18 protein-coding genes are annotated in these 26,375 nt (G+C 37.2%); 9 read left to right on the plus strand and 9 right to left on the minus strand.

Annotation, left to right across the window (positions count from 1 at the left end):
* Window positions 1–15 precede the first annotated feature (15 nt).
* Complete coding sequence (locus QNI15_RS29975) at window positions 16–1,404, plus strand: serine hydrolase domain-containing protein (protein WP_314035372.1); 1,389 nt, start codon at window positions 16–18, stop codon at window positions 1,402–1,404.
* Window positions 1,405–1,575: 171 nt separating this feature from the next.
* Here the strand turns inward: QNI15_RS29975 and QNI15_RS29980 are convergent, their stop codons facing one another.
* The 4 genes from QNI15_RS29980 to QNI15_RS29995 form a co-directional block, all read right to left on the minus strand.
* Window positions 1,576–4,578 (minus strand): leucine-rich repeat domain-containing protein, encoded by a 3,003-nt coding sequence (locus QNI15_RS29980; protein ID WP_314035374.1) that lies wholly within the window; start codon window positions 4,576–4,578, stop codon window positions 1,576–1,578.
* 472 nt (window positions 4,579–5,050) lie between these two features.
* The gene (locus QNI15_RS29985) at window positions 5,051–5,965 is read right to left on the minus strand and encodes a hypothetical protein (protein ID WP_313998868.1); all 915 of its coding nucleotides are present in this window, start codon (window positions 5,963–5,965) and stop codon (window positions 5,051–5,053) included.
* 674 nt (window positions 5,966–6,639) lie between these two features.
* Window positions 6,640–9,111 carry a ribonucleoside-diphosphate reductase subunit alpha gene (locus QNI15_RS29990; protein ID WP_313998870.1) on the minus strand — a complete coding sequence of 824 codons (2,472 nt, stop codon included), beginning with the start codon at window positions 9,109–9,111 and terminating at the stop codon, window positions 6,640–6,642.
* A gap of 428 nt (window positions 9,112–9,539) precedes the next feature.
* Window positions 9,540–10,532 (minus strand): ribonucleoside-diphosphate reductase small subunit, encoded by a 993-nt coding sequence (locus QNI15_RS29995; protein ID WP_313998872.1) that lies wholly within the window; start codon window positions 10,530–10,532, stop codon window positions 9,540–9,542.
* A gap of 809 nt (window positions 10,533–11,341) precedes the next feature.
* On the opposite strand from QNI15_RS29995, the gene QNI15_RS30000 reads away from it, so the two are divergent.
* From QNI15_RS30000 to QNI15_RS30015, 4 genes are all read left to right on the plus strand, one after another.
* The gene (locus QNI15_RS30000; RefSeq protein WP_314035376.1) at window positions 11,342–14,557 is read left to right on the plus strand and encodes a glycoside hydrolase family 2 TIM barrel-domain containing protein; all 3,216 of its coding nucleotides are present in this window, start codon (window positions 11,342–11,344) and stop codon (window positions 14,555–14,557) included.
* A 143-nt stretch (window positions 14,558–14,700) separates the two neighbouring features.
* On the plus strand, window positions 14,701–15,375 hold the full coding sequence (locus QNI15_RS30005; RefSeq protein ID WP_313985590.1) for a hypothetical protein: 675 nt from the start codon (window positions 14,701–14,703) through the stop codon (window positions 15,373–15,375).
* A 311-nt stretch (window positions 15,376–15,686) separates the two neighbouring features.
* On the plus strand, window positions 15,687–15,896 hold the full coding sequence (locus QNI15_RS30010) for a hypothetical protein (protein ID WP_313985588.1): 210 nt from the start codon (window positions 15,687–15,689) through the stop codon (window positions 15,894–15,896).
* Between the two features lie 151 nt (window positions 15,897–16,047).
* Complete coding sequence (locus tag QNI15_RS30015; RefSeq protein WP_313998877.1) at window positions 16,048–16,875, plus strand: hypothetical protein; 828 nt, start codon at window positions 16,048–16,050, stop codon at window positions 16,873–16,875.
* A gap of 127 nt (window positions 16,876–17,002) precedes the next feature.
* Here the strand turns inward: QNI15_RS30015 and ftsH are convergent, their stop codons facing one another.
* Together ftsH and rsfS are read right to left on the minus strand one after the other, a co-directional pair.
* On the minus strand, window positions 17,003–19,054 hold the full coding sequence (gene ftsH / locus QNI15_RS30020) for an ATP-dependent zinc metalloprotease FtsH (protein ID WP_313998879.1): 2,052 nt from the start codon (window positions 19,052–19,054) through the stop codon (window positions 17,003–17,005).
* A gap of 103 nt (window positions 19,055–19,157) precedes the next feature.
* Window positions 19,158–19,541, minus strand: a complete 384-nt coding sequence (gene rsfS, locus QNI15_RS30025) for a ribosome silencing factor (RefSeq protein WP_313985579.1) — start codon at window positions 19,539–19,541, stop codon at window positions 19,158–19,160.
* Between the two features lie 115 nt (window positions 19,542–19,656).
* On the opposite strand from rsfS, the gene QNI15_RS30030 reads away from it, so the two are divergent.
* The 4 genes from QNI15_RS30030 to QNI15_RS30045 all read left to right on the plus strand — a co-directional run bounded on the left by QNI15_RS30030 (window position 19,657) and on the right by QNI15_RS30045 (window position 23,798).
* Window positions 19,657–20,433: a biotin--[acetyl-CoA-carboxylase] ligase gene (locus QNI15_RS30030; protein ID WP_314035378.1), complete on the plus strand. Its 777-nt coding sequence runs from the start codon at window positions 19,657–19,659 to the stop codon at window positions 20,431–20,433.
* Between the two features lie 236 nt (window positions 20,434–20,669).
* Window positions 20,670–21,980 carry an adenosylhomocysteinase gene (gene ahcY / locus QNI15_RS30035; protein ID WP_313998883.1) on the plus strand — a complete coding sequence of 437 codons (1,311 nt, stop codon included), beginning with the start codon at window positions 20,670–20,672 and terminating at the stop codon, window positions 21,978–21,980.
* Window positions 21,981–22,290: 310 nt separating this feature from the next.
* Entirely contained in the window at window positions 22,291–22,743 is a 453-nt protein-coding gene (locus QNI15_RS30040) for a hypothetical protein (RefSeq protein WP_313998885.1), read from the plus strand.
* A 134-nt stretch (window positions 22,744–22,877) separates the two neighbouring features.
* Window positions 22,878–23,798 carry a glycosyltransferase gene (locus QNI15_RS30045; RefSeq protein ID WP_314035380.1) on the plus strand — a complete coding sequence of 307 codons (921 nt, stop codon included), beginning with the start codon at window positions 22,878–22,880 and terminating at the stop codon, window positions 23,796–23,798.
* 58 nt (window positions 23,799–23,856) lie between these two features.
* Here the strand turns inward: QNI15_RS30045 and QNI15_RS30050 are convergent, their stop codons facing one another.
* Genes QNI15_RS30050 through QNI15_RS30060 form a run of 3 tightly spaced genes read right to left on the minus strand, consistent with a single transcriptional unit; the run spans window position 23,857 to window position 26,366 of the window.
* Window positions 23,857–24,420: a phosphonate degradation HD-domain oxygenase gene (locus QNI15_RS30050; RefSeq protein WP_313998889.1), complete on the minus strand. Its 564-nt coding sequence runs from the start codon at window positions 24,418–24,420 to the stop codon at window positions 23,857–23,859.
* A gap of 50 nt (window positions 24,421–24,470) precedes the next feature.
* Window positions 24,471–25,646, minus strand: coding sequence for a TIGR03364 family FAD-dependent oxidoreductase (locus QNI15_RS30055; protein ID WP_313998891.1), 1,176 nt, complete (start codon window positions 25,644–25,646; stop codon window positions 24,471–24,473).
* Window positions 25,647–25,679: 33 nt separating this feature from the next.
* On the minus strand, window positions 25,680–26,366 hold the full coding sequence (locus QNI15_RS30060; protein ID WP_314035382.1) for an HAD hydrolase-like protein: 687 nt from the start codon (window positions 26,364–26,366) through the stop codon (window positions 25,680–25,682).
* Window positions 26,367–26,375: the final 9 nt, after the last annotated feature.

Consider the following 26,375-nt stretch of genomic DNA (forward strand, 5'->3'; position numbering starts at 1 on the left):
CTAATTATCAATCCTATGCAAAAGATCAATCTTGCCATTTTAATGGCACTGGGAATGCTATGGCCTGTTTTTAGCCAGACTATACCTCAGAAACTAGACAAGCTCATAAATGCTTATACACAACTGAATCAGTTTAATGGCACAGTACTGATAGCTAAAAACGGAAAAATCCTTCTAAAAAAAGGATATGGCTATCAGAATATTCAGGCGAAAACACCTTGCACTACTGAAACTATTTATCAGATAGCCTCTGTAACCAAGACTTTTACATCTGCATTGATTTTAAAGCTAGCCGAACAAAAGAAGCTTACTCTATCTGATAAGTTAAGCCGGTTTTATCCTAATCTTCCGCATGGAGATAGCATTACTATTGAACATCTGCTTACTCATACATCTGGTATCTCAAATATATCCTTAGATACCACAGAAATTAATAAAGAAGAAAACAAACTGGCAAACGAATCAATTATGATTAATGCATTAATGAAAGGTCCAGCTTTGGAGTTTGCTCCAGGTAGTAACTGGAACTATAGTAATCTGGGGTATGCACTGTTAGGGTACATCATTCAAAAAGTAACCGAATTGTCTTACTATGATGCTCTCCGACACTATATCTTTCAACCTTTGCAGATGACACATAGTGGATTTGATTTTATCCATTTAACAGACACCCATAAAGCCACAGGATATTATACCTATCCAACGCGTTCCAAGTCAGAAGTAGCGACTATACTGGATTCAGCAGGCCCTTTTGCAGCAGGAGCTATTTACTCTACTGTAGGTGATTTGTACAAGTGGCACGAAGGATTGCAAGATAATCAAGTAATCAGTAAGGCATCCCAAGAGAAGGCTTATACTGCGTATAGAAACCGATATGGATACGGCTGGATAGTAGATTCGTTGTTTAATACGCGGATTGTATCTCATAGTGGGGATATATGGGGATTTAAAACTAATTTTACCAGAGTTCCCACCGATGATATCTGTATTGTATTACTTAGTAATATAGAAGACAACGAACGCCTCACTACGATCACCAACAAGATTTTGTCTATCCTCTATCAGTGGCCTTACAGCTTACCTTCACCTTCAAAACCCGCTATTCAGCTAAGTGTAGAGTCATTGAGACAGTATACAGGTATTTATAAAGTAGATCTAAAATATAGCAATGCTATGTCTCCTGAAGTCCTAGAAATAAAACTTGAAGGCACTAAGCTGATTGCTCAGGCTAGCCGCCACTCCAGAAAAGGGCCACAATTTGAGATTACACCTCTAACCGGAAAGCATTTTATATTAAAAGAGATAGGAGCAGAATTAGAAGTAGTCAGAGATAATAAGGGAAAGTTATATCAGCTATTTTCAGATCAATTCGGATTGAAGATTCCCTATAGGAAGGTTCCTTAAGTTTATCAGCTAATAATTCTCCTTTAGTAAATATTCTGCCTATGTCTACAGACAGAGTATTTACTGTGAAAATCTTAAATCTTTGTTACCAGTTCAATTGAATAAGCAAGATTCATAACCTAAAGGATTATTTCTAGTTGTTCAAAATTCTATTTAATAGACAATAAACCATTATTGTATCACAATCTTACTATGTACAACTGACTTTTCATCTTTTACTTCTACCACAAACATTCCTTTGTATGGCAAGTAAATCTGCTCTTCTCCTTGTATCGTTTTCTCATATACTACTACTCCATTCATTGTCATAATACGAACAAAGGATACAGTCTTATTGGATAGATGAATAGTGAATGAGCCATTACTTGAAGGATTGGGATATACCTTTACACAATCTTTACCTACCTCATCCTCTATCCCAGTAATGAGCGTAGCCCGAAAAGAATAACCTGTATCTTTTTGAAGATTACTGATTGATATAGATGCAGGAGAGAATGAATAATTTTTTAATACAGGAGTAATCGTTCCACTCCAACCTGCTATTTCACTGGCACTGTAAAATCCATTACTGTCTGTACTAACAGGTTGAGTAAATCCATTCATGCTTACACCTGAGACAGCATTGCCAAGACTGTCAGTAACGGTTCCAGAAACGACATACCCATTCGCAAGCACCTGATATTTTATATAGAAAGCTTTTATCATAAAGTGATTGGTCATTTCAAATGCATATACCTGTACAGAATCCAGGAAAACAGTAGTAGTAGAAACAGGTGCGACCTGTAATTTACCATTTTCTATCGATGCATGCAGAGTTGGTGGCACAACTCCAAGTTGTATAGATAAGTATTCAGTAGGCAAGTAATCATCAGTCAGATTGCTTTTTAGATCTACAATGGAAAAGGTTTGAGTTCCCCTATAGATAGTCTGTACTGGAAAGTCTATTAATTGAGGGTATTCATTAGGTTCGACAATCCGAAACTGCAATGTCACGATTGCAAAACTTCCATCGCTATCTGTAATCTTTACTCTAACAGAATCAGTAAGGGCCAGTGGAGATTTTGAATAAGCAAACGTAGATATACTCCTATTAGAGACAGACACGTAGACCTCTTTTTTTTTCAGACGATTCACATCGTTTGAGTCAAGAGTTATGGAAAATGAACTCCAATCATCCAGGTCATCAGACACGAAGTATTGCATATATGTGACCGCATCATATAGAAACAGACTATCACACTTTTCCTCACAGGTAAACGCTTCCATATGTAAATACACAGGTGGTATATAACTGATAACAGGAGGGGTATTAACCACAGGTGCTACCTCTACAGCTATTTTTGTGATTGTGGTATTTCCAAACTCATCTGTAGTACTCAGACGTAGTGTATCTCGTCCAGCCCAGTTACTAGTAGCAGCAATAGTATAACTCATACGACCATAGCTATCTTTTACACTTTTTACATTCAGATTAGTAGCACCCGAATAATTCCAGACAAGATCTTTGGAAGGTGTAAAATCATCCGTAGCTTCAACATATAACACAGCATTTTTATCCTGCCGGAAACGAATGTCTGTAAGTGAAGTTACAACAGGAGGCATATCCTTTCCTATTATCCGTATTTCTTCACTTTCATTTTTTGGTTGAGGCATATCTATATATGCAATACCCTCTGTATCAATATTACCAGGCATTTGCGGGTGTGTAACTTCACAAAAATAAATTCCTCCATTAGTTTGCGGGTCAAAGTTTGAAAAAGACAGAGTAGGTAAAGAAGTGGTGGTATATACTTCTTTGAAAGCATTTAGACCTGCGCTACTTTTCTTATACCATGTATATACACTCCCATCCAAGTGTGTAAAATTAGCGATAGAAATAGATTGGGATACGCCTGCAGAAGGTTTAATCGTTTGTGGTAATCCAATCTTCTGTTGGGGAGTAAAATGTAATATACTAACCAGATAGTTTTTCCTGCTTTTATATACATTGGCAATATCACTGAGTGTAAAGTTATTTCCTTCCAGATACATTGCTTCTGCAGCATAAGGATACTCAACCACAACAGGTCCGGATAAAAAGTTATTCTCCAGATGTAGTGACATCTTTTTTAAGCCCGATTTAAACCATTGCTGTGGAACAGCCCCTCGTATTTGATTCTTAGCCAGATTGATCATTACTAGCTTAGGAGGTATTGATTGAATCAAAACATTGGGTATGGCTGTAAACTGGTTTTCACTAAAATTAACGTCTATCAAAACTGTCATAGAAGAAAAACTAAATCCTATATCTGTGAGCTTATTTTGCGCAAAATTCAGCGATTGTAGCTTCGTAAGTTTGGACAAGCTGGCTGGCAAACTTGTAATCACATTATGTTCCGCAGATAGCCGGGTAAGATTGGTTAAATTAGAAAAGCTTTCAGGAAGAGTCGAAAGCTGGTTCCACTCGAGTTTTATCTCCTGCAATTTTGATAACGACCCAACTGCCTCTGGCAGGATATTGATCTTATTCTTATCTAAGTACAGTTGTTCCAATGTCTTTAAATTTGAGATGGCACTGGGAACAGTGGTAAAGTTCGTACAATAACTTACATCCAGACGTTTCAGGCGCGGTAATGAGAATATACTGACAGGAAGTTCTTTTATATTGGGATTCATACTTATACTCAGATATTCCAGCTTAGTAAGATTGCCAACCTCTTCTGGTAAGTGTTCAAACAAGCAGTATCCAAGTGCGAGAAAGTTAATTTTAGTCAGTTTACCAATACTGGCAGGTATCACTCTGACAGGCATACCCGATATTGCCGCCAGGTAAAAAGAATTTAATGAGTCTAGTTCATTGAGTATTTCTATGCATGCAGGCAAGGCATCATTTTTAGGGTTTCCATCCAGCACAGAATCAATATAGTTATACAGAGAAATGCCTACAACCCGATCAGAATGATTGGATAGTACTATTCCTTTCCATTGTGAAGTAGGCTTATTTTTCCATGTTAAAGGCCATCCTGCTTTTTCCATCTCCTGCTGAAAGCGCGCCAGAATCACAGAGTCTTGTGGAACGAGGCTCCGTTTCTGTGCGAATACAGTTACGTTTCCAGTAAAAAGGAATAGAACAAAAATAATTAACAGAATTAAATGTACTGATTTTAAGAGTTCATTAGTGTATAGTTTTTGCATAAAAGAAAAAATTACATATAACATAGCTACCAACACCTTATATAGATGCCAGGTATTTAATAGAATAGGAAGGTTATCTGGAAGAGGAGAATATAACTATTCTGAAAGGTATGTATTCTACTGACTACATAAAAACAATAAAACAACAAAAACCTACACTCATATTATACATTCAGCCTACAAAGTCCTTCACAAAGAATATAATACAATATAAAGACGTTCTCCAGATCAATAAAAATCATTAAAACACAAGAACGCTTACAGACACAAGTATCTTTTGTGAATTATTGATTTTTTGGGAAGGTGGATATTATTGAAGAACTACGAATCTTATATACAAAATAGCATCACTAAAAGTGACTCCTGATCACTAAAAAAATAGATTGTAGTTTGAAGAAAAGGAAAAAGTAAAAATCAAAAAAAATAGAGTTAGTAAAATACCCAACAAAAAATATTTGTTGGGTATTGAAGGTTATTGCGTTTTTTTAATGCGATATAATCCGCGCAAAGTATCTTGATGAGTAACCGCAATGGTATCTGAACCGGAATTGCTTGTATACTTTAGTACATTTACTAATAAAGAGAATTCTCCAATATTATACTTCCCAATAGAATCAGCAATAGAAGTGGGACGTATATAATTAAGAGTTGTATCCTGTAAAGGCGAAAAACCATAGGGTTGAATTAGATATTTTCCTTCCAAATTAGTATAATCATCAGAATTATAGGCGAGAGAATACAGTGGGTGCTTGATACCACTTTTTAGATTATTAGCTAAAACGCTAAGTGAAAAAATCTGCCCGTTGGCTGTTCCTTCAAGAGCATAAACATCATTGCTATTATGACTTTCTCTTGTAAACGTACCAGGCATGTCCTCTACAGAAAAAGCGCTAACCTTAAAGCTAACACCCTCATTCACAGAAACAAGAGACCATTCACTAAAATGATTTGTCTGAACAGAAACCGATTTGGAAGATTTATTCAATTGTACATTGGATAATATCTCCCAGGTATTATCTGCTTTTTTATAAGCAATAGACATGAGTTCGGGATTTGTTTGCTGAGCGTCAGATTCTGTATACTTAAAGGAAATAGTTACTGGTTTACTAAATGTAGTTCCTTCCGGACTTATTTTATAAACAGATCCAATCCCATTGGTAGCTTTTGTTGATGTTGGTTTTACAGAGACTGTAATACTACTCGTTATAGCCTGACCTGGAATAGTCACTAAAACTTTACTATCTTCAGAGGTAACACTCCCTCCTTCTGTGCCAATTACCTTTTCAGAAGGATCTGTAATAACGGGATCTTTTTTGTCATCACAGGCAATTAGCAACATAGAAGAAAAAACAAGTAATGTGTACAGAGTTCTTTTGAATACTTTCATAGGAAAATTGAGTTAACAGTATTGTTACATAAATAAGTAGCATTTATCTTATGCATTAAAAATTAAGGCATAAAACAAGATATAAATAATTTCAAATATAAATCAACTATTTAAAATCGTTTACAAACCTTTATATTTGTATAGTACAGAAAACATTTTATTTCGCATTCTATTCAAATCCTTTTTCTATTAATTTACTAACTTCCAGTAATCCCCAGAATTATACCCAAATTCAACATATATATCTGTATTTTCTTTCAAAATAACATCACTAACTATTTAGCCAAGCTTGTGTAATTAACACACAAGTCACACTAAAAAAAATGATACTCTCCAAATCATTATACTCCTTATAATTAGACCATTCTTTATATTGGTTAATCGAACGGAAAATTTGTTCATAAAAATCTGATTGAAGGCTGTTCAGGAACAAAAGCAGCATAGCAAGTCCGTTCATTATTTTCTGCTGGAGAATACACAGACCCAATCATACCAATAGAGGTGATTTCCAGAGCGTTTGTATAAAATGATCCATTAGTGAAATATTGGATGTATAAAATTTTTAACAATAGTTACTTCTCCAAATACGTTATCTATCAGTCAGCTTTCAACAAAAAATCCCCTCAATATACATTGAGAGGATTTTGACTTATATCACATCAGTACTTAAATAATTACGATCCGCAAGCTTCACAACCTTCTGGATTATCCAGTGAACAGGTCATATCTTTCATTTTTTGTTCGTAATCCATATCAATTTGTGGAGAAGCTACTTTAGGTGCTTGGGACTCCATTTTACGTACTTCATCTACCACAGTCTTTGCAGCTGTAGCCAATGCATGATCAGCTTCTGTTACTACAGGTTGTAAAGCAACTTCAGCTTGTTTTTGCAATGTAAACTGTACAGCATCAGCAGCAGCTTTGGTACGCAAGTAATACATACCTGTTTTCAGACCTTTTTTCCATGCATAGAAGTGCATAGAAGTCAGTTTACCAAAGTTAGGATCCTGAATATGCAGGTTCAGACTCTGACTCTGACAGATATATGCTCCACGATCAGCAGACATTTCGATGATTGCCTTTTGCTTGATCTCCCATACAGTTTTGTACAAGTCTTTGATATGCTGAGGAATATCAGCAATATGTTGGATTGAACCTTTACCTGCGATAATCGCATCACGCATTTGTGTATTCCACAATCCCAGACGTACCAGATCTTTCAACAAGTGTTTGTTTACAACTGCAAACTCTCCAGACAATACACGACGAGTGTAGATATTAGAAGTATATGGTTCAAAACATTCGTTATTACCCAGAATCTGAGATGTAGAAGCGGTTGGCATTGGAGCTAATAACAAAGAGTTTCTGGCTCCATGTTTCTTCACATCTGCACGCAATGCATTCCAGTCCCAACGGTTTGATTTTGGTGTAACATCCCACATATCAAACTGAAATATGCCTTTTGATAATGGAGAACCTTTGAAAGTTTCATAAGGTCCATGCTCTTTTGCCAGCTCCATAGAAGCTGTCATTGCAGCAAAGTAAATCGTTTCAAAGATATCTTCATTCAAGCCACGAGCCTCTTCTGATTCGAATGGCATACGTAGCATGATAAATGCATCAGCCAGACCTTGCACACCAATACCAATAGGACGGTGACGTTTGTTACTACGTTCAGCTTCAGGTACTGGGTAATAGTTAATATCAATAATCTTGTTCAGGTTACGTGTAATTACCTTTGTTACATCATATAACTTCTGGTGATTAAACTTACCATCTTCAATAAATTTAGGCAATGCAATAGATGCCAGGTTACATACAGCTACTTCATCTTTTGAAGTATACTCCATGATCTCTGTACACAAGTTTGAAGACTTGATAGTACCCAGGTTTTTCTGGTTAGACTTACGGTTCGCATGATCTTTATACAGAATATAAGGGGTACCTGTCTCAATCTGAGACTCAATAATCTCAAACCACAGATCCTGTGCTTTAATTGTCTTACGGCCACGACCTTCGCGTTCATATTTCTCATACAATGCTTCAAACTCATCGCCATAACAATCAGCCAGACCTGGACATTCATTTGGACACATCAGCGTCCAGGTACTGTTCTGCTCTACGCGTTTCATGAACAGGTCAGAAATCCACAAAGCATAGAACAAATCACGTGCACGTAATTCTTCTTTACCGTGGTTTTTCTTTAGTTGCAGAAACTCAAAGATATCTGCATGCCATGGTTCCAGATAGATCGCAAATGCCCCCTTACGTTTTCCACCACCCTGATCTACATAACGTGCGGTATCGTTAAATACTTTCAGCATTGGAATGATACCATTTGAGGTACCATTAGTTCCTTTGATATAGCTACCCGTAGCACGAACGTTATGGATAGACAAACCAATACCACCAGCAGACTGAGAGATCAATGCACACTGCTTTAATGTATCATAGATACCATCAATGCTATCATCCTGAGTTGTCAGCAGGAAGCAACTTGACAACTGTGGTTTTGGTGTACCTGCGTTGAATAATGTTGGTGTAGCATGTGTAAACCAACGTTCAGACAACAGGTTATATGTTTCAATAACTTTCTCAATATCATCTCCATGAATCCCTACAGACACACGCATCAACATGTGTTGAGGACGTTCAACAACCTTCCCATCAAGCTTCATCAGATAAGAACGCTCTAAGGTTTTGAAACCAAAGTAGTCATATCCAAAATCTCTATCATAGATAATACTGGAATCTAGCAGATCTGCATGTTTCTTAATAACATCAAATGTTTCCTTAGACAACAATCCGGCATTTTCACCTGTCTTAGGATCAACATAAGTATATAGTCGCTTCATTGTATTGAAAAACGACTTACTGGTAATTTTGTGCAGGTTGGAGATGGCAATACGCGCGGCCAGGATAGCATAATCTGGGTGCGTAGTGGTTAATGATGCAGCAGTTTCAGCAGCCAGATTATCCAGCTCAACAGTAGTTACACCGTCATAGATGCCGTCAATAACGCGACGTGCTACAGTAATGGGATTTACATAACTGGTCTCAAGTCCGTAGCAAAGTTTTTCAATACGCGCCGTTACTTTGTCAAATTTGACTGATTCACGTCGCCCGTCTCTTTTAATTACATACATAATTTAGAATAATTTGTGGTTGAAACGGTTTTAATGTTCCTGATTCAAAATGGAAAATCGTTCATTTTCAGTTATCTTATTTCTATTAAAAATAGAAATAAAGAGGTTGATAGTGGTTTGTTTTTCTGCCTTTCTACAAGGACAGTTTATGGGTTTGTTATGGAAATTGCCCGCACCAGAATACAATTGATCAACCAGAACTTCCAGGATCACAACTCCTGTAAATTATTCACATTGTCGCAAATATATCCTCACTCAGACAATATATTTTATAAAAAATAATACCCGGAATTCCGGATTTATAGAAAAGGTGCCCCGACGCATCGAGGCTCCGTATTGTTCATAGATGGCTGTAGCTGGGGGTATCCCCGCCTTCTCTCCCCAAAGAAGGCACTTATACTTCCTCTTTACAGAGGTTGGGGAGGCTCTTAAAAATCTTCGTCTAGTGTGAACTTGGCTCCGTCTTTTTCTCCTCCTGACAACACTCCAGCTTTCTGGTATTCTCCCACACGTTTCTCAAAGAAATTTGTTTTTCCTTGTAGAGAGATAGCGGTCATAAAATCGAATGGATTAGCCGTATTGTAATATGGTTCATACCCTAAACGAATCAGCCAGAAATCAGCTACGTACTCAATATACTGAGCCATCAACCGGGAGTTCATACCAATCAAATCTACTGGTAATGCTTCTGTAATAAACTCTTTTTCAATGGCTACAGCATCAGTAATGATTGCATAGATCTCCTCCTGTGGCAGTTTATTTACTACATATTGAGTATACAATAAACAAGCAAACTCACAATGCAAACCCTCATCACGCGAAATCAGTTCATTCGAAAATGATAATCCTGGCATCAAGCCCCGCTTTTTCAACCAGAAGATAGAACAAAACGATCCAGAAAAGAATATTCCTTCTACAGCGGCAAAAGCAATAAGGCGTTCTACAAAGTTCTCACTATTTATCCAACGTAATGCCCACTCTCCTTTTTTAGCCACACAAGGTACTGTCTCTAATGCATTGAAAAGCTTGTTTTTCTCTTTGGGATCTTTTACATACGTATCAATCAGCAAAGAGTAGGTTTCAGAATGGATATTTTCCATCATTACCTGAAATCCATAGAAACATTTAGCTTCAGGAAACTGTACTTCAGCCAGAAAGTTGACACCCAGATTTTCATTTACAATACCATCACTAGCAGCAAAGAACGCCAGTACGTGAGATATAAAATGCCGCTCTCCATCATTCAATTTTTCCCAGTCTACTAAATCTGGTGACAGATCTATTTCTTCTGCAGTCCAAAAACTTGCTTCAGCCTGCTTATACATTTGCCAGATGTCATTATGCTCAATCGGAAACAATACAAACCGATTTGGATCCTCTGCCAGTAATGGCTCAGGAGCAGTGCCTGAAGATTTACTCATATTTCTTTTCAATTAAAATTAACAGATCATTTTACTATGTCCTTTGGTATCTGATCAAACATCTGTCTAATCAGCAGCGGGCTCTGATTTTCTTGTAACAAACCTACAACATAATGTTCGCTAAACGAACTGAAATTATTTATTTGCAGGTTAATGGGTGGAAGTTTCGCTGTACACAAAGCTATTATTTTATCAGATCTTTTTTTCCACTCACACATAAATAATAGTCATTGACTCAGTTGTGAGGTTTGAGTATTACAAATGTAAAAGTGAGCCTAAAGAGATTACCCACAAAATATTGTGGATAACTTGTGGATAAATGTTAATAACTGTTAATATATTCATAATCAACAATATAACCAACAGCCATTTTAACAAAAACTTAACACCAATTATCATATACGGCAATATCTTAGCGATTACACCTCATTTCTTACACTGTAATATCTTTATCTTTTATTGCAGCTTTATTCAAACATTTTTTAATCCCTTTCATGTATAGGTTATACATATTTATACCTTACACGAGATAATCCAACCATCACTGAAAGAAATACAATTTATGTGCGTAATACAAAACATTTTATGTAACAAGATTTATTTATTTCTTTCCGAGCTCATATGCTATTCGGATAAGTTTTGTTTAAATAACAAGCTAGAGAAAAATGGAAACATCGGTTACAAGTAAAGTTGTACTATTTCATTTTCTCATTTTCCATTATTTGCCTTACTTTACTTATAACATTTATTTATACACTTTTGATTCTGAGCATTCTACCCATCCCTTAGCTAAATCATCCCATTGTTATATGTACAACTCAAGACTTTTTTTACTCTTTGTTGCTCTGTTATCCGGTAAAGCTTTTAGCCAGACTCCTACTCCTGAATGGCAAAATCCATCTGTTGTAAGTATCAATACAACCCCTCCACATGCCACACTTATCCCTTATGGAAGTGAAACACAAGCACAGGCGTTTGACAGATCGGCATCTCCTTATTATAAGTCACTGAATGGGATCTGGAAATTCAAGTGGGTTAAACACCCATCACTAGTTCCTTCGGATTTCTTTCTGCCATCTACAGGGGTAATCAACTGGGATAACTTAAAAGTGCCTTCCAATTGGCAGGTAGTAGCAGCTCAGGAAAATCGCCCTTATGATCATCCAATTTTCACCAATATCAAACATCCTTTTCCAGCAACACCTCCTCTTATTCAGACAGATACTAATGCCGTAGGTCTCTATCGAACTAATTTCGGGGTTCCGTCAAATTGGAATGGGCGTCGTATATTTCTGCATTTTGCGGGCGTTCAATCAGCCTGTTATGTATGGGTTAATGGTAAATCTGTAGGATATCATGAAGATAGTATGACACCAGCAGAATTTGACATTACAGAATTTGTTCAAAGTGGTGATAATACATTAGCAGTTCAGGTAATCAACTGGTCTGATGCCAGTTATTTGGAAGATCAGGATTTTTGGCGACTATCAGGAATCTTTCGTGATGTATATTTATTTTCTACTCCTCAGATACATATGCGTAATTTTTATGTTACTACAGATCTGGATGAACAATATAAAAATGCTACCCTTTATATACATACCCGTTTAAAAAATTATCAAAACCGTGAACTAAAATCACACAAAATAAAAGCTACCCTGTATGATGCACAAAACAAAGAAATCTGGACTGCAATCGTTCCATCATCTGAAAAGATATTAGCCAATCAGGAAGTACAACTTGAGTGGACAACTCATATAGAAAACCCTTATCTATGGTCAGCTGAAACACCTTATTTATATCTGCTAACACTACAACTTATAGATCCGGCAGACAGACCTCAGGAAGCACTAAGTAGCAAAGTCGGATTTCGAAGCATAGAACAAAAAAACGGACAATTATTGATAAATGGGAAAGCCATTAAACTGAAAGGAGTAAACCGACATGAATTTGACCCTAATACCGGACGGGTTATTAGCAGAGCCTTAATGGAAAGAGACATCCGGTTAATGAAACAATTCAATATAAATGCAGTTCGCACTTCCCACTATCCTAATGACCCTATCTGGTATGATCTATGTGATGCTTATGGACTATATGTTATTGACGAAGCCAATATAGAAAGCCACGAATTATGGAATAACTATAATTCACCAGCTCAAAAACCAGAATGGCGTAATGCATTTGTTGCCAGAGGTATTGCAATGGCAGAAAGAGATAAGAATCATCCGAGCATTATCCTTTGGTCGTTAGGAAATGAAACAGGTATGGGTGAAAACTTTAGCACTATGGCAGAAGAGATCCGCACTATAGATCCTACCCGTCCTATTCATTATGAAAGTCGCCAGCCTGAAGCGTACAGAGATCCTACTATGCTTCCCAGTTTTGATATAATTTCTACAATGTATCCATCTGTTGACTTTATGGTCAAAATGATGGAAGCAGATCCTTCCAGACCTGTTATTGTTTGCGAATATGCTCATGCTATGGGAAACAGTGTAGGCAATCTTCGTGACTACTGGAATGCGATAGAAAAGTATCCCCGGATGCAGGGGGCTTTTATTTGGGATTGGGTAGATCAGGGATTACGTATAAAGAAAAATGGTAAAGATTACCTGGATCATTTTAATTATATAGATGGAGCAAATGCAGGTGATGGGATAGTCAATGCCGATCGGACACCTCAACCTGAAATCAATGAAGTTAAAAAAGTATATCAGTATATAAAGATACTATCTAAAGATACTATCGAACCCACTCAGACTACTATTCGAATCAAGAACAACTACGATTTTCAGGATTTGTCTGCATTTAAGTTAATCTGGCAGGTACAGGAAAATGGCAATACCACTCAAACAGGGGAAATAGCCAATTTAACAGCCTTACCAGGACAGGAACAAGATATTACAATTCCATTTGCGAATCCTTCTATCAAACCTAAAACAGAATATTACTTAACAATTAGTTTTCGTTTAAAAAACAAGACAAGTTGGGCAGAGGCAGAACATGAAGTAGCCTGGCATCAATTACGACTAAATATTCCCCAAGGTAGTAGTACTGTAGTATCATTGACAAAAATGCAGCCTCTTACAGTCAATCAATATACAAGTCGTATAGAAGTAAAAGGAAGCGACTTCACGATAAACTTTGATAAATCTCTGGGTGTAATGGATATTGTCCGTTATAAAGAACGAAATATAATTACAAAAGGTCTTCAACCTAACTTCTGGCGAGTTCCTACAGATAATGATGAAGGAGGAAGAAATACTAGTTTTGCCTCCCGCTGGCGGGCAGCAGGCTTAGACAAGACATACTCTGTGCCAGAGAAAGCGGTAGTAGAACAACTCCAACCTCAGGTAGTTAAAGTTACAATGACCAATAAGGTTCAAACAAAAACTACTACATCCCCAAGTACAATTTTCCTGCAAACAACCACATACATTATTTATGGTAGTGGAGATATTCAGGTAGAAAATATATTTACACCACAAAGTACTCTTCCTCCTCTGGCACGTGTAGGTATGCAGATGCAAATACCCGGAAACTTCAATCAGATACAATGGTATGGACGAGGTCCGCATGAAAGTTATTGGGATAGAAAAGAAGGTGCACGTATTGGCACATATAATGGAAAAGTAATTGATCAGTTTTTTAACTACCTGATGGCACAAGAAAATGGGAATAAAACTGACGTACGTTGGGCAACAATAACTACCCCAGAAGGAATTGGTTTGTTAACAATGGGTGATCCTTTTCTTAATATTAATATAAGAGACTATACAGATGAAGCTCTTCTTCGGGCGAAAACTAGTCAGGAGTTGTCTCATGGATCAACAACTGTAATTAATCTTGATTATCAGCAGATGGGGCTGGGAGGTGATGATAGCTGGTCGCCTCGTGTACATCCTGACTATCAACTAATTTCCAAAACATATACATATCGCTTCCGTCTGCGACTTATTGATACTAGTCAGGTATCTGTTCAGGATATAGTTACTACTGCTCTACCTTCTATACGAAAATAAAATACAAGAAGCTAATTCATCATTCTCATACAAGAATAATGATGAATTAGCTAAAATTGACAATTTTCTTACACACTTGTTACTGTTTATTTCAGTTACTTTTTCTACCTGATTCTATATAAAACTCAAACTAGAATCAGACTATGCAAAAATTTACTCTTACAGGAATACTTCTTTTTCTTAGCTTGTCATCTACTGTATTTGGTCAATCTGCTCGTAGCTATTTGGTTACCAATGAAGGGGATACTATTTATACAGCGATTAAGTTCACACAACGTCTTTCAGATAATAATCGGGAGATGTTTGCATTTGTGAAAAACCGGAATGTCCGCTATACTCCAGGTGATATCAAAGCATTCTATAACGGCCTTCAGGAATTTGAAACACAATATCTTGGTTCTACTCCTATATTTTTACTCAGACATACAGCTGGTTATGCTAATCTCTATTACTGTGACGAGGCAGTATTGGCTGATCTAATACAAAACTCTCCACGGTTAGGAGATGAAATAGGCTATTCACTGAAAGAAGCTCTTAGTTCTGCGGTCAATTCCGTAAAAACGCCTGATTACTTTGGAGGAAAGATTCCTGTGATTTCAGGAGAAGGAAAAGCACTAAAGATATTTGACCCACATATTTCCAAACGGAAACAAGAACTTGCCACCTACTTTTATGATTTCCCAGGTACAGAATCTCTATTAAGTCATGAGAAAATCACTCCTGAAACATATGAGCAATTAATTATGGCCTATAATCAATGGAAGCCACAGGCAATGGCTCGAATTGCTGAACAAGAAAAAACAGCCAATGGATTTTAATTCCATATAATGATACTAAGGCCTATCGCTTTTAATAATACCTAAGATTTAACGATATGAGTTTATCTCATTCGTTAGTTGTGTTCACTCTGTCTCCAAAGCTCATAGTCTTCACTATGAGCTTTATTTATTAGTTATATCTAAAGATAAAGTACTATTTATCAACGCCTTACCAATGTACTTTATTTTTTATATGCATTCTCTTGATAATCACTCACAAATTTTATTACCTTAGCCTTCTATTTTTATAGAGTTTTTAACTCTAAAGCCAGCGTTAAAGAAAAACTACGCCAACCAAACTCATCTCATGCATGGCTATCATAACTCAAGAGTTACAACAGATTAGTTCCCGAATGGATAAGATGCGCAAACTTATTCAACAGTACCCACAACATGCAAGTACTTTATTCCGTGAACATCCTGAATTATGTAGTCAAATCAGGGAAATTGTTCATTTGCTAAGAGAACTTCAATCTGACACACAAGAAATTGAAGAAAACAAGCCTAAAACGCTTAGCTAACATCATCAACTAACTACAAGTCAGTATTAAAAAAGCAGAGCAGAATATACTGTTTCTGCTTTTTTATTGCACATAGGCATTTTTGCATTTTTTTATCTGGAAATAAATCCATATTTCGCGCAAATTTGCACATACTATACATTTTTCAACTGTGACCCATCTTTATTCTAAGAAAAATCTACGAAAGCTTTGCTTGCTGGCAGGGCTGTTTCTATCCTTTTATGCATCATATGCAGGAGAAATTATTATATCTGGTATTTATCAGGGTAAAAACATTTTTGTACAAAATCCGTTTTCTCCGGATAAGAAAAGTTACTGTGCAGACGAGGTATACGTAAACGACCAGAAAACTATTTCAAACATAAAGCTAGCTGCATTTGAGATAGATCTCTCCTTTCTGGAAATGAACACACCTGTCACTATTCGTATCACACACAAAGATGGTTGTGCTCCTCGGTTAATTAACCCACAGGTTATACGTCCAAGTGCAGGATTTCAGATTGATAGTGTAGAAGTATTGCATACTTCTATTCGCTGGAAAATCACAGACGAAACTCCCAAATTTGTTTACTACATAGAAAGTCTTCGCAATGGCAACTGGCTTGTGTTAGAAAAGCATAACGCTAATGGGCAAGGACAGGCGGTTTATTCAGTACCTGTTATGCACTCAAATGGAGATAATAAATATCGTGTAAAAGCTCAAAATACAGATACACACCAAACATTTTATAGCAGAACTATTACTTTCAATCCAGAGACAGCCCCTCCGCCCCCTCCAGTAGAAGAAGTGATAACATTTGCACCTGCCAATCCTACGGATCTGCTTACCTTGTCCAAAGAAACTGATTATGAAATAGTAGATTCACAGAAAAAGGTAATTTTAAAAGGAAAAGGACAAAAGATAAACATCAAAACATTAAAAGCTGGCGCATATGTATTGAAAACAGGAACACAGAATAATAAATTTGTTAAAAAATAATTCTGTCATATCCCTCCAATAAAAACATTAGCAATTCACATTTAATCTAAAGAAGAATAAATACTAAAAAGAAAGACGCATAATGTACATTATGCGTCTTTCTTTTTAGTGTCAACCTGATAAATAATTATTTTTCAAGAGGTGCAGTATTACCTTCCATGTCAGGAACAGTACCCGGTCCCTTATGTACAGGGACATTGGTTGTTTCTTCTTCATCACCTGCTTCATCCTTCTTTTTATTTCCATTCAGATATGCCTGATAAGTAGTGGGCTCATCGAATGGACGTTTACCTATCAGATTCTCAAGGTCTGACTGAAAAATAATTTCTCTCTTAAGCAATTCCTTTGCAAGAATCTCTAATTGCTCACGTTTTTCCAGCAGGAGATTTTTGGTATGTTGATAAGCTGTATCAATAATTTTACGAACCTCCTCATCAATAGTTTTTCCGGTTTCTTCAGAGTAAGGTTTGTTAAAATTATACTCAGACTGTTTAGAATCATAAAAAGATACATTTCCAATCTTTTCATTCATTCCGTACACAGTGACCATAGCATAAGACATTTTGGTAATATGTTCCAGATCACTTAGTGCTCCTGTCGAAACCTTTCCAAATATAATCTCTTCTGCAGCACGTCCTCCCAAAGTCATACACATTTCATCAAACAACTGCTCGTATGTATAAAGGAACTGTTCCCTCGGTAAATACTGGGCATACCCTAATGCAGCTACTCCTCGTGGCACAATACTTACCTTCACCAATGGGTTAGCATGCTCCAAAAACCAGGCAGCAACGGCATGGCCTGCTTCATGATAGGCAACAATCTTTTTCTCTTCAGGAGAAATTAATTTATTTTTCTTTTCAAGACCACCAATTACACGATCTACTGCATCCTGAAAATCCTGCATATCAACAGAAGATTTATTGCGGCGTGCAGCGATCAAAGCAGCTTCATTACACACATTGGCAATCTCTGCACCAGCAAAACCAGGAGTCTGAGCGGCTAGTTTTTTAGGGTCTACGTCACTTGAAAGTTTTAATGGTTTCAAGTGCACTTTAAAAATAGATTCCCTTCCATTCAAATCAGGTTTATCAATACTGATCATCCTATCAAAACGACCTGGACGCATTAAAGCAGAATCCAATACATCGGGACGGTTTGTTGCAGCCAAGATGATAACGCCTGAGTCTGTCGCAAATCCATCCATTTCTACCAGCAAAGAGTTCAGTGTGTTCTCACGCTCATCATTGGCACCAGGCATAGAACCCCGACCACGAGAACGGCCAATTGCATCAATCTCATCTATAAATATAATACAAGGGGCCTTTTCCTTTGCCTGTTTGAACAAATCTCTCACACGGGCTGCACCTACCCCTACAAACATTTCAACAAAGTCAGAACCGGATAATGAGAAGAAGGGAACATTAGCTTCTCCGGCAACAGCTTTTGCAAGCAAAGTTTTACCTGTACCAGGAGATCCGACTAAAAGAGCGCCTTTAGGGATTTTACCACCCAGATCTGTAAACTTCTTGGGATTCTTTAAAAACTCAACGATTTCTTTAATCTCTTCTTTCGCCTCATCCAGACCAGCCACATCATTGAAAGTAATTTTAACTTTGTTCTCAGCATCAAATAATGTTGCTCTGGAACGGCCAATATTGAAGATCTGCCCACCAGGACCTCCGGTAGCAACCCGACGCATAATCATCCAAAGCCCTACCATCATCAAAATAAACAATCCCCAGTATAATAATCCTCCTGTAATATCCGCACGGCGCTCTACTTTGTATTTAATCCCAGGGAACTCTTTCTGTAATTCCTCTTCAAATACCTTTGCATCAACCACATCAAACTGAAAGTGAGGTCCGGTAGTATAAGGGGTTAATAAACTAGGTTTTGGAATTCTGTCACGATATTTAATATTTTTTAAGGCTTCATCTTTAAGTGTAATCTCTACAGAGTTCTGCGTAGGAAGAATGGTAACAGCGTTTACATCACCTTCCTGAGCCATAGATTTGAACTCTTTTTTTGTAATTGTCCGAGGATCACTCCCACGATTAAAAAACGTGAAGAGTGCGAGCATCACCAGACCCACTACTACCCAAATCTGATAACCTGGCCGTTGAGGAGGTTTGGGAAGGAGTGGCTTCCGGATATTTCTGTCTTGATTTTCGTTCATTTTCCGTATAAAAAAGATTAATTGAAAAATACTATGTTGTGTAAATTCACTCTCAGAACAATCTTTATAGCAGAGAGTTTCGTGTCTGATCTACTAACACAGGTCAGGACTCAATCCTTGTTGACTGTGCATCGCCCCAAAGATCTTCCAATGCATAAAATGCCCGGCGATCCTTTTTAAAAACATGCGCTACCACATCTACATAATCAAGGAGAATCCATTCGCGGTTAGCTTTCCCTTCTTTATGCCAGGGATCTTCACCCAGATTCTTATAAATTTGCTCCTCAATAGAGTTGGTGATAGAATCGACCTGAGTATCTGAATTTCCTGAACAGATCACAAAATAGTCAGTTACAGCATTCTTTACCTGTCGCAGATCCAGCACAACAATATCCTCGGCCTTCTTTTCCTGCATTCCCTGAACAATCAAATGGCTTAATTGTTCAGAGCTCACACCTTTATTTTTTCGTTTTTTAATTAATTGCATTCGAATTTTTTAAAGTTAATAGATTAAAAAATTGAAAAGTAAACAGGTAATAAACATCCCATCTTTTAACTTTGCAACTTTTTAAGTGTCTTTATTAAAACAAAAGTAAACAATATTGTACAATAATCCACCCAAAACATTATTCGTTGGCCAAAAGCTCCTGTTTCTGCCAGAATGTCACTCTACCAATGACATTGCCGCAGACCTGATCAATACAGCCAGCACTCCGGAAGGAACTGTTGTGATTACCTCTCAACAAACCCGCGGACGAGGTCAGCGAGGAAACAACTGGCATACAGAACCAGGCAAAAACCTGACACTTTCCATTATTCTTAAGCCAACTTTTCTAACCGCCAATCAACAGTTTTTATTAAATATTGCAGTTTCGCTGGCTATACATGAATTTCTTTCAAAATACCTTCCTCAGAATCTCAGCATTAAATGGCCAAATGATATTTACTGGAAGTCTCAGAAAATGGGAGGCATTTTAATCGAAAATACTATTCAAGGTCTTTCTCTAACCCATTCAATTGTTGGTATAGGTCTCAATATCAACCAAAAATCATTTCCAGAACAACCACGAGCAATCTCACTGAAACTGGCCAGCCAGCCATTCATTAAGGAAGACGAATATGATCTGGAAATATTGTTATCCGAATTACTCATTGTGTTTGAAAAATTTTATCTTCTATTACGAAATGGCAAAACGGACAGTTTAAGAGCTTATTATCTCCGAAATTTATATGGATATGGAGAGAAACGCTTTTTCGTATCAGATGGAAATCGTTTTGAAGGCACCATTACAGGAGTAGATTCACAAGGTCGTCTGGTTATTGAAAAGGACAATAAACTTTGTTATTTCTTATTTAAAGAAATCGAATTTGTATTCTGATACACATGAAATATTTCAAAGAACTCTATCTATTTTCTAAAACGACGCTGCAATACAATACTCTGTAAAACAATACCATACTATAAAACAAAAAATCTATTCCAAGCTGGCTTATTGTTAAAAACACATATAAAAGTTTCCTTTTGGCGTAAGAATATTTACCTTTGCGCCTCAAAAGGTACTTATAGACAAAATCATCTCTACATTTTCATTATACACTAAAAAACTTTTGAACAATGGTTGAAACAGCTTACGTTCCATACAAAGTTAAAGATATTGCATTGGCAGAATGGGGCCGCAAAGAAATTAAATTAGCAGAAGCTGAAATGCCTGGTTTAATGTCGATTCGTGCTGAGTTTGGTCCATCTAAACCTCTTAAAGGTGCTCGTGTAGCAGGCTGTCTGCACATGACCATCCAAACTGCAGTACTGATTGAAACTCTGGTTGAACTAGGTGCTGAAGTAACCTGGTCTTCTTGTAATATCTTCTCAACACAAGATCATGCTGCTGCTGCTATTGCAGCTGCGGGTATCCAGGTGTATGCCTGGAAAGGACAAAATGCTGAAGAATTTGACTGGTGTATAGAACAGACATTATTCTTTGGAGAAGATCGTAAACCATTGAACATGATTCTGGATGATGGTGGAGATCTTACCAATATGGTTTTAGATAAATATCCTGAACTGATCAGTAATATTGGTGGTATTTCAGAAGAAACTACAACAGGTGTTTTACGTTTGTATGAGCGCATGAAAAAAGGAACACTTCCTGTACCTGCGATTAACGTAAATGACTCTGTAACAAAATCTAAATTTGATAACCTGTACGGCTGTAAAGAATCATGTGTGGATGCTATACGCAGAGGTACAGACTTAATGCTGGCAGGGAAAATTGCTGTTGTGGCAGGTTATGGTGATGTAGGTAAAGGATCAGCTCGTTCTCTTGCAGGAGCAGGTTGCCGTGTAATTGTGACAGAAATTGATCCAATCTGTGCTCTTCAGGCAGCAATGGAAGGTTACCAGGTAATGAAAATGGACAAAGCTGCTGAAATTGCAGATATCTTCGTTACAGCTACTGGTAATCACTCAATTATTACAGGTCAGCATTTCAAGAAAATGAAAGATAAGGCTGTAGTTTGTAACATTGGCCATTTTGATACAGAAATTGATATGGCATGGCTTAATGCAAATTATGGTAATACTAAAGAGATAATAAAGCCTCAGGTAGACAAATATACCATTGATGGAAAAGAAATCATTGTTCTGGCAGAAGGTCGTCTTGTAAACCTTGGGGTTGCAATGGGTCACCCATCGTTTGTAATGTCAATGTCATTTACTAACCAAACACTGGCGCAGCTAGAATTATGGCAAAATGGCAAAAACTACGAAAATCAAGTATATGTACTTCCTAAACATCTTGATGAAAAAGTGGCACGTTTGCATTTGGCTAAAGTAGGTGTTGAATTGGAAGAACTAACTACTGATCAAGCTGAATACATTGGAGTAGATGTTCAAGGTCCATTCAAAAAAGATCACTATCGTTATTAATAGATAATGTTTCTATACTAAAATGCAAAGAGTCATTGGATTCCCACTATCCAATGACTCTTTTTTTTATAAAGCAAAGATGAATAAATGGCAGGCAGTATGCTCTATCTTATACAAATAAATTATCAGAGAGGCAATTTTTAGTAGTAACTGATTTTCATAATCCACGTATAAGAACACAATTTGCTTTACATTTGATTTTCTTGAGAAAGCAGACCTCATACTGAACATATTACTGAATGCTACAAATAAATTAATATATTTGTATACCTAATAATACACAACACCATACTTATTAATAATTATTCGGATGAAATTCCAGATAGTACTATTAACAATCCTGATTGGTGCATTTACTTTTTTATCTTCCTGTAAAAAAGATGAAGAAACTCCAGAGTCTACTCGTACTGAACTCCTCACCAGTCATTCATGGAAAATAAGTCAGGTTCTGGCAAATGGTACACCTGTAGATGATAATGCAATTCAACTCATATTAGGAAGTGGGTCATCTCTTGCACAACTTACCCGATCCTCTATTTTGTTTAAGACTGACAGTACATATACGGCAACTGATCAGCAGACAGACTCCACATTTACGGATACCTGGTATTTTACTGATAATGAGACTAAGCTTAGATTAAAATCAAAATCTGACACGTTTGATTTTTCTATTGATGCACTCACAAAAGAGGAATTAAATCTTAGCACACGTTATACAGTATCAGGTGTAACCCCTACTATTGTCCTACAATTAGTACCATAAGTAAAATGTTTTTACATTCAGAAGTTTTCTTTTTACGATTTTTAGTATTAATAACAAAAGCTATTCAAGCAGTTGTCTAGTTATTATCCTTTGTTACATCCAATCCAGTATACTTCAGAGAATAAACTTATATTATGTTATTTCACGGCGCCTATATTTTACACGAAAATCCTCGCATTGTTAGTCTCTGGGATGATGTAGCCCTTCAGAAAATCACTTCTCAACAAAAAAAACATGACACCTATTTTCTGCTGCATCTGCCATGGAACCATGGTAATTTTCAAAAGATGTTGCGAAAAAAATTATTCTTTTCTCAATTAAGTGGGAAAGGATTTTTGCCTGTCATGTTTACTAATTCCAAAAAGGAAGAGTCCTATCGAAAATTATTTCGAATACCTGGTCTACAATGTTCTGCTTATATTTATACAGATGAGAAAGACTATGGTATATTGAGTGTTGACAAAAAGTATGATGCTGTCTATGCAGCTCAACTTATGCCTTTTAAACGTATTGAGTTAGCCAAAGAACTGAATAAGGTATTTGTTCTTACCTATACTCCCGGAGCAGGCAAAAGTGGGGAAAATGATTTGCCAAGTTTCTGTCCAGCTATGAAGCATGCAGATTACAATAAAACATGGGTAGACCACATTGGCAAAAACCGATTATTTAACCAATCACAGGTTGGTTTATGTTTGTCAAAAGAAGAAGGACCAATGCTGGCTAGTCTTGAATACATGCTTTCAGGGCTTCCGGTAGTAAGTACCGAAAGTGAAGGTGGACGGGATGAGTATTATGACAAGGAATATTGTCTTATAGTAAATGATAACCCTACCGCAATTCGCAAAGGTGTAGAAGAAATGGTAGCTCGTCAAATAGATCCCAATTATATTCGGGAAAAAACCATAGCCAAACTAAACCAGGATCGCCAACGATATGTTGAGTTTATCAGTGATTATGTACGTAAGAATAGTCATGTTATATTAGACCCGTCAGAACTAATACATCAGATTTTTGATAAACCTAAGAATAGCTTTATTCCGGTTGACAAACTATAAAACGAAAATAAATGGCCTTCTGTTAATGAGATAAAAATCAACCCATTAACAGAAGGTTTTATTTTTCCAGATGGCGTAATGCCATAGCTTTATAAATGGATAAATCTGGTACTGGAATATTCATTTCTTTAGCTTGTTCATCCCAATAACGCATTTGCAAATATAGGTAAAACCATTCTTCAGCCTCAAATGCGGCTGCTTCGCCGACACTCATACGCCCTCCCTGAAACTCCAGTGTTTTCTTACTAGCTTCTGAGAGATTATTATAATAATCCGGATTCTTGAATGTGAGATATCGTTTTGCTTGTACATGAGACTCAACCAATCGGGCTATCTTCTCTGAAAATCCTACCGCTCTCAAATAATCAGCTCCTAGCTTCTCATGATCAGTAACACCATACCCATCCATATGTCCTACAGTTTCATCAGCACACAAATGTCCAAAATCATGAAAGAAAGCTGCCAGAATAACTTCTTCATCGTAACCCTGTTGTTCAGCCAGTAAAGCTGCTTGAGTCATATGCTCAACCTGTGATACAGGCTCACCTATGTAATCGTCAGCACCATGTATTTCATATAATCGAAAAATTTCTTCAATTTTTTGCTTAGTGGTGGTTTCCATACCTATGCAGTTAGAATAATTTGATAAATAAATAAATAATGTATGGCCTGCTAACTTACAGATTCATGTAGTTTTGACTCAAACACGTATTCTGCCAGCCCCAATGATAGAGTCATTCCGGCACCACCCAATCCATTAACAATCCATACATTAGATTCTGCTTCTACTACCAGTTCAGTTCCTCCATTTGTGAGTTTAGGATAGATACCATGCCAGCGTTCCTTGATATGCAAATCAGGAAAGTGCGCAAACGTAGCCAGATAGTCTAATACCCACTGATCAATTTCAGATTTGTCAAATGGTTCTGGTGTAAGACCATATTCATGTGAATCACCTAAAGTCAATTCACCTTTTGCATTCTGAGAAACCAATACATGGATACCATACTTCTTATATGCAGGCATTGTTTGTGCAAAGCGTTCATTTAAATCAGCTAAAGAGGGACAATCCTTAAAAGCAGCATAATGAGTAAGTGTTAAACCCGCACACAGAGAAGCACCCATACTCCAACCATTACCTTGAGAACTGGTTCTCATCATCTGCAGTTTGCATTTTGTGATAGACGAAGAGGCAAATAGTTCAGGATACAATGTTTCAAAGTCAGCACCACTACATATCACTATTCGGTCTGCTTGCCACTTTTGGTTACCAGCTTCCAGGTAAGAACCATTTACGCCAGTAATGGCAGTACCAAAATGAAAATCAACCTCATATTTTTGGTGTAGAAAGTCAGGTAATGTAGCAATAACTTCACGTGGGTCTACAATCATTTCAGTCTCGCTCCATAAGGCACCTATCAAACCCTCCGCTTTTACAGCGGGACTCTTTTCCTGAATCTTTTTTGTATCAGTGATAAGTTCACAGGTATATCCATTACCACGATTCTGTTCCACAAATTCTTCCAAAACAGCCCATTCATCTTTGTGATATGCGACATGTAATGACCCATTGGGATTATACCAGAAACCAGCCTGTTTAGCCACGTCCAGATAGATCTCACGGCTTCTTAATGCACGTTCTAACAGTACTCCAGAAGGTTGTCCTATCGGCCATATCATCCCAAAATTACGAATAGATGCACCAATGGCTTTGCCATTACGTTCGAAAACACCAACCTTAAGACCTCGTCTGGCAGCGGTATAAGCCATAGCTAGTCCCACAATCCCTGCTCCAACTATGGCAATATCATATCTGCTTTGCGTACTGTTTGTAGGTGAATGAGTCATACTCTTTTATTTTTAGTTCTTCAGAAATTTTATTTAGGAGAAGGAGAAAATCTGCTGCAAGTCAGCAAGAGTATGAATCAGATGTGTATGAGGCTCTTGCTCCAACTCTTCAGTAGTATAAGCTCCAGTAGTTACACCAATTACCCATCCACAACCAGCAGAATTTCCCTGTTGCATGTCGGATGCAGTATCTCCTACTTTTGCCACTTGCTTGCTATCCTGTACATGAGTCAGTTCCATAGCTCTAAATATCATATCCGGAAAAGGTCTTCCATTTTCAACTTCATCACTAGTCACACTATTATCTATCAGATCCTTTGCTTTCCATAACAATCTTTCAAGAATAGCATTAGTGATCTGACGGTCAAAACCTGTATCTACCACCACTTTGACATTGTGCTTCTTTAATAAAGCAAACGTTTCGCTTGCACCTTCTTTTTCTTTTACATCCGGACTATTCTGATAATAGTCTGTCATATCTTCTACAAAACGTTGGTGAATCTGATCTATCAGTTCTTCTGTTATGAGTGCGGGGCTTGCATGGCGTTCCAGTAATTGCCGGATAGCAACAGGCTTAGGTAATCCCATCAGTTCATTGGCATCCGCAAACGGAATAGTCACCTGGTAATCTGCTAGCGCTTTTTGCAGGAAATGAGGCACTTTGTCTGCACCATCTACAGTGGTTCCTGCCAGATCAAATACAATCAATTGTGGTAACATAGGATAATA

It is taken from the genome of Xanthocytophaga flava, from assembly GCF_030068545.1.
In the GTDB taxonomy this organism is placed as follows: Bacteria; Bacteroidota; Bacteroidia; order Cytophagales; family 172606-1; genus Xanthocytophaga; species Xanthocytophaga flava.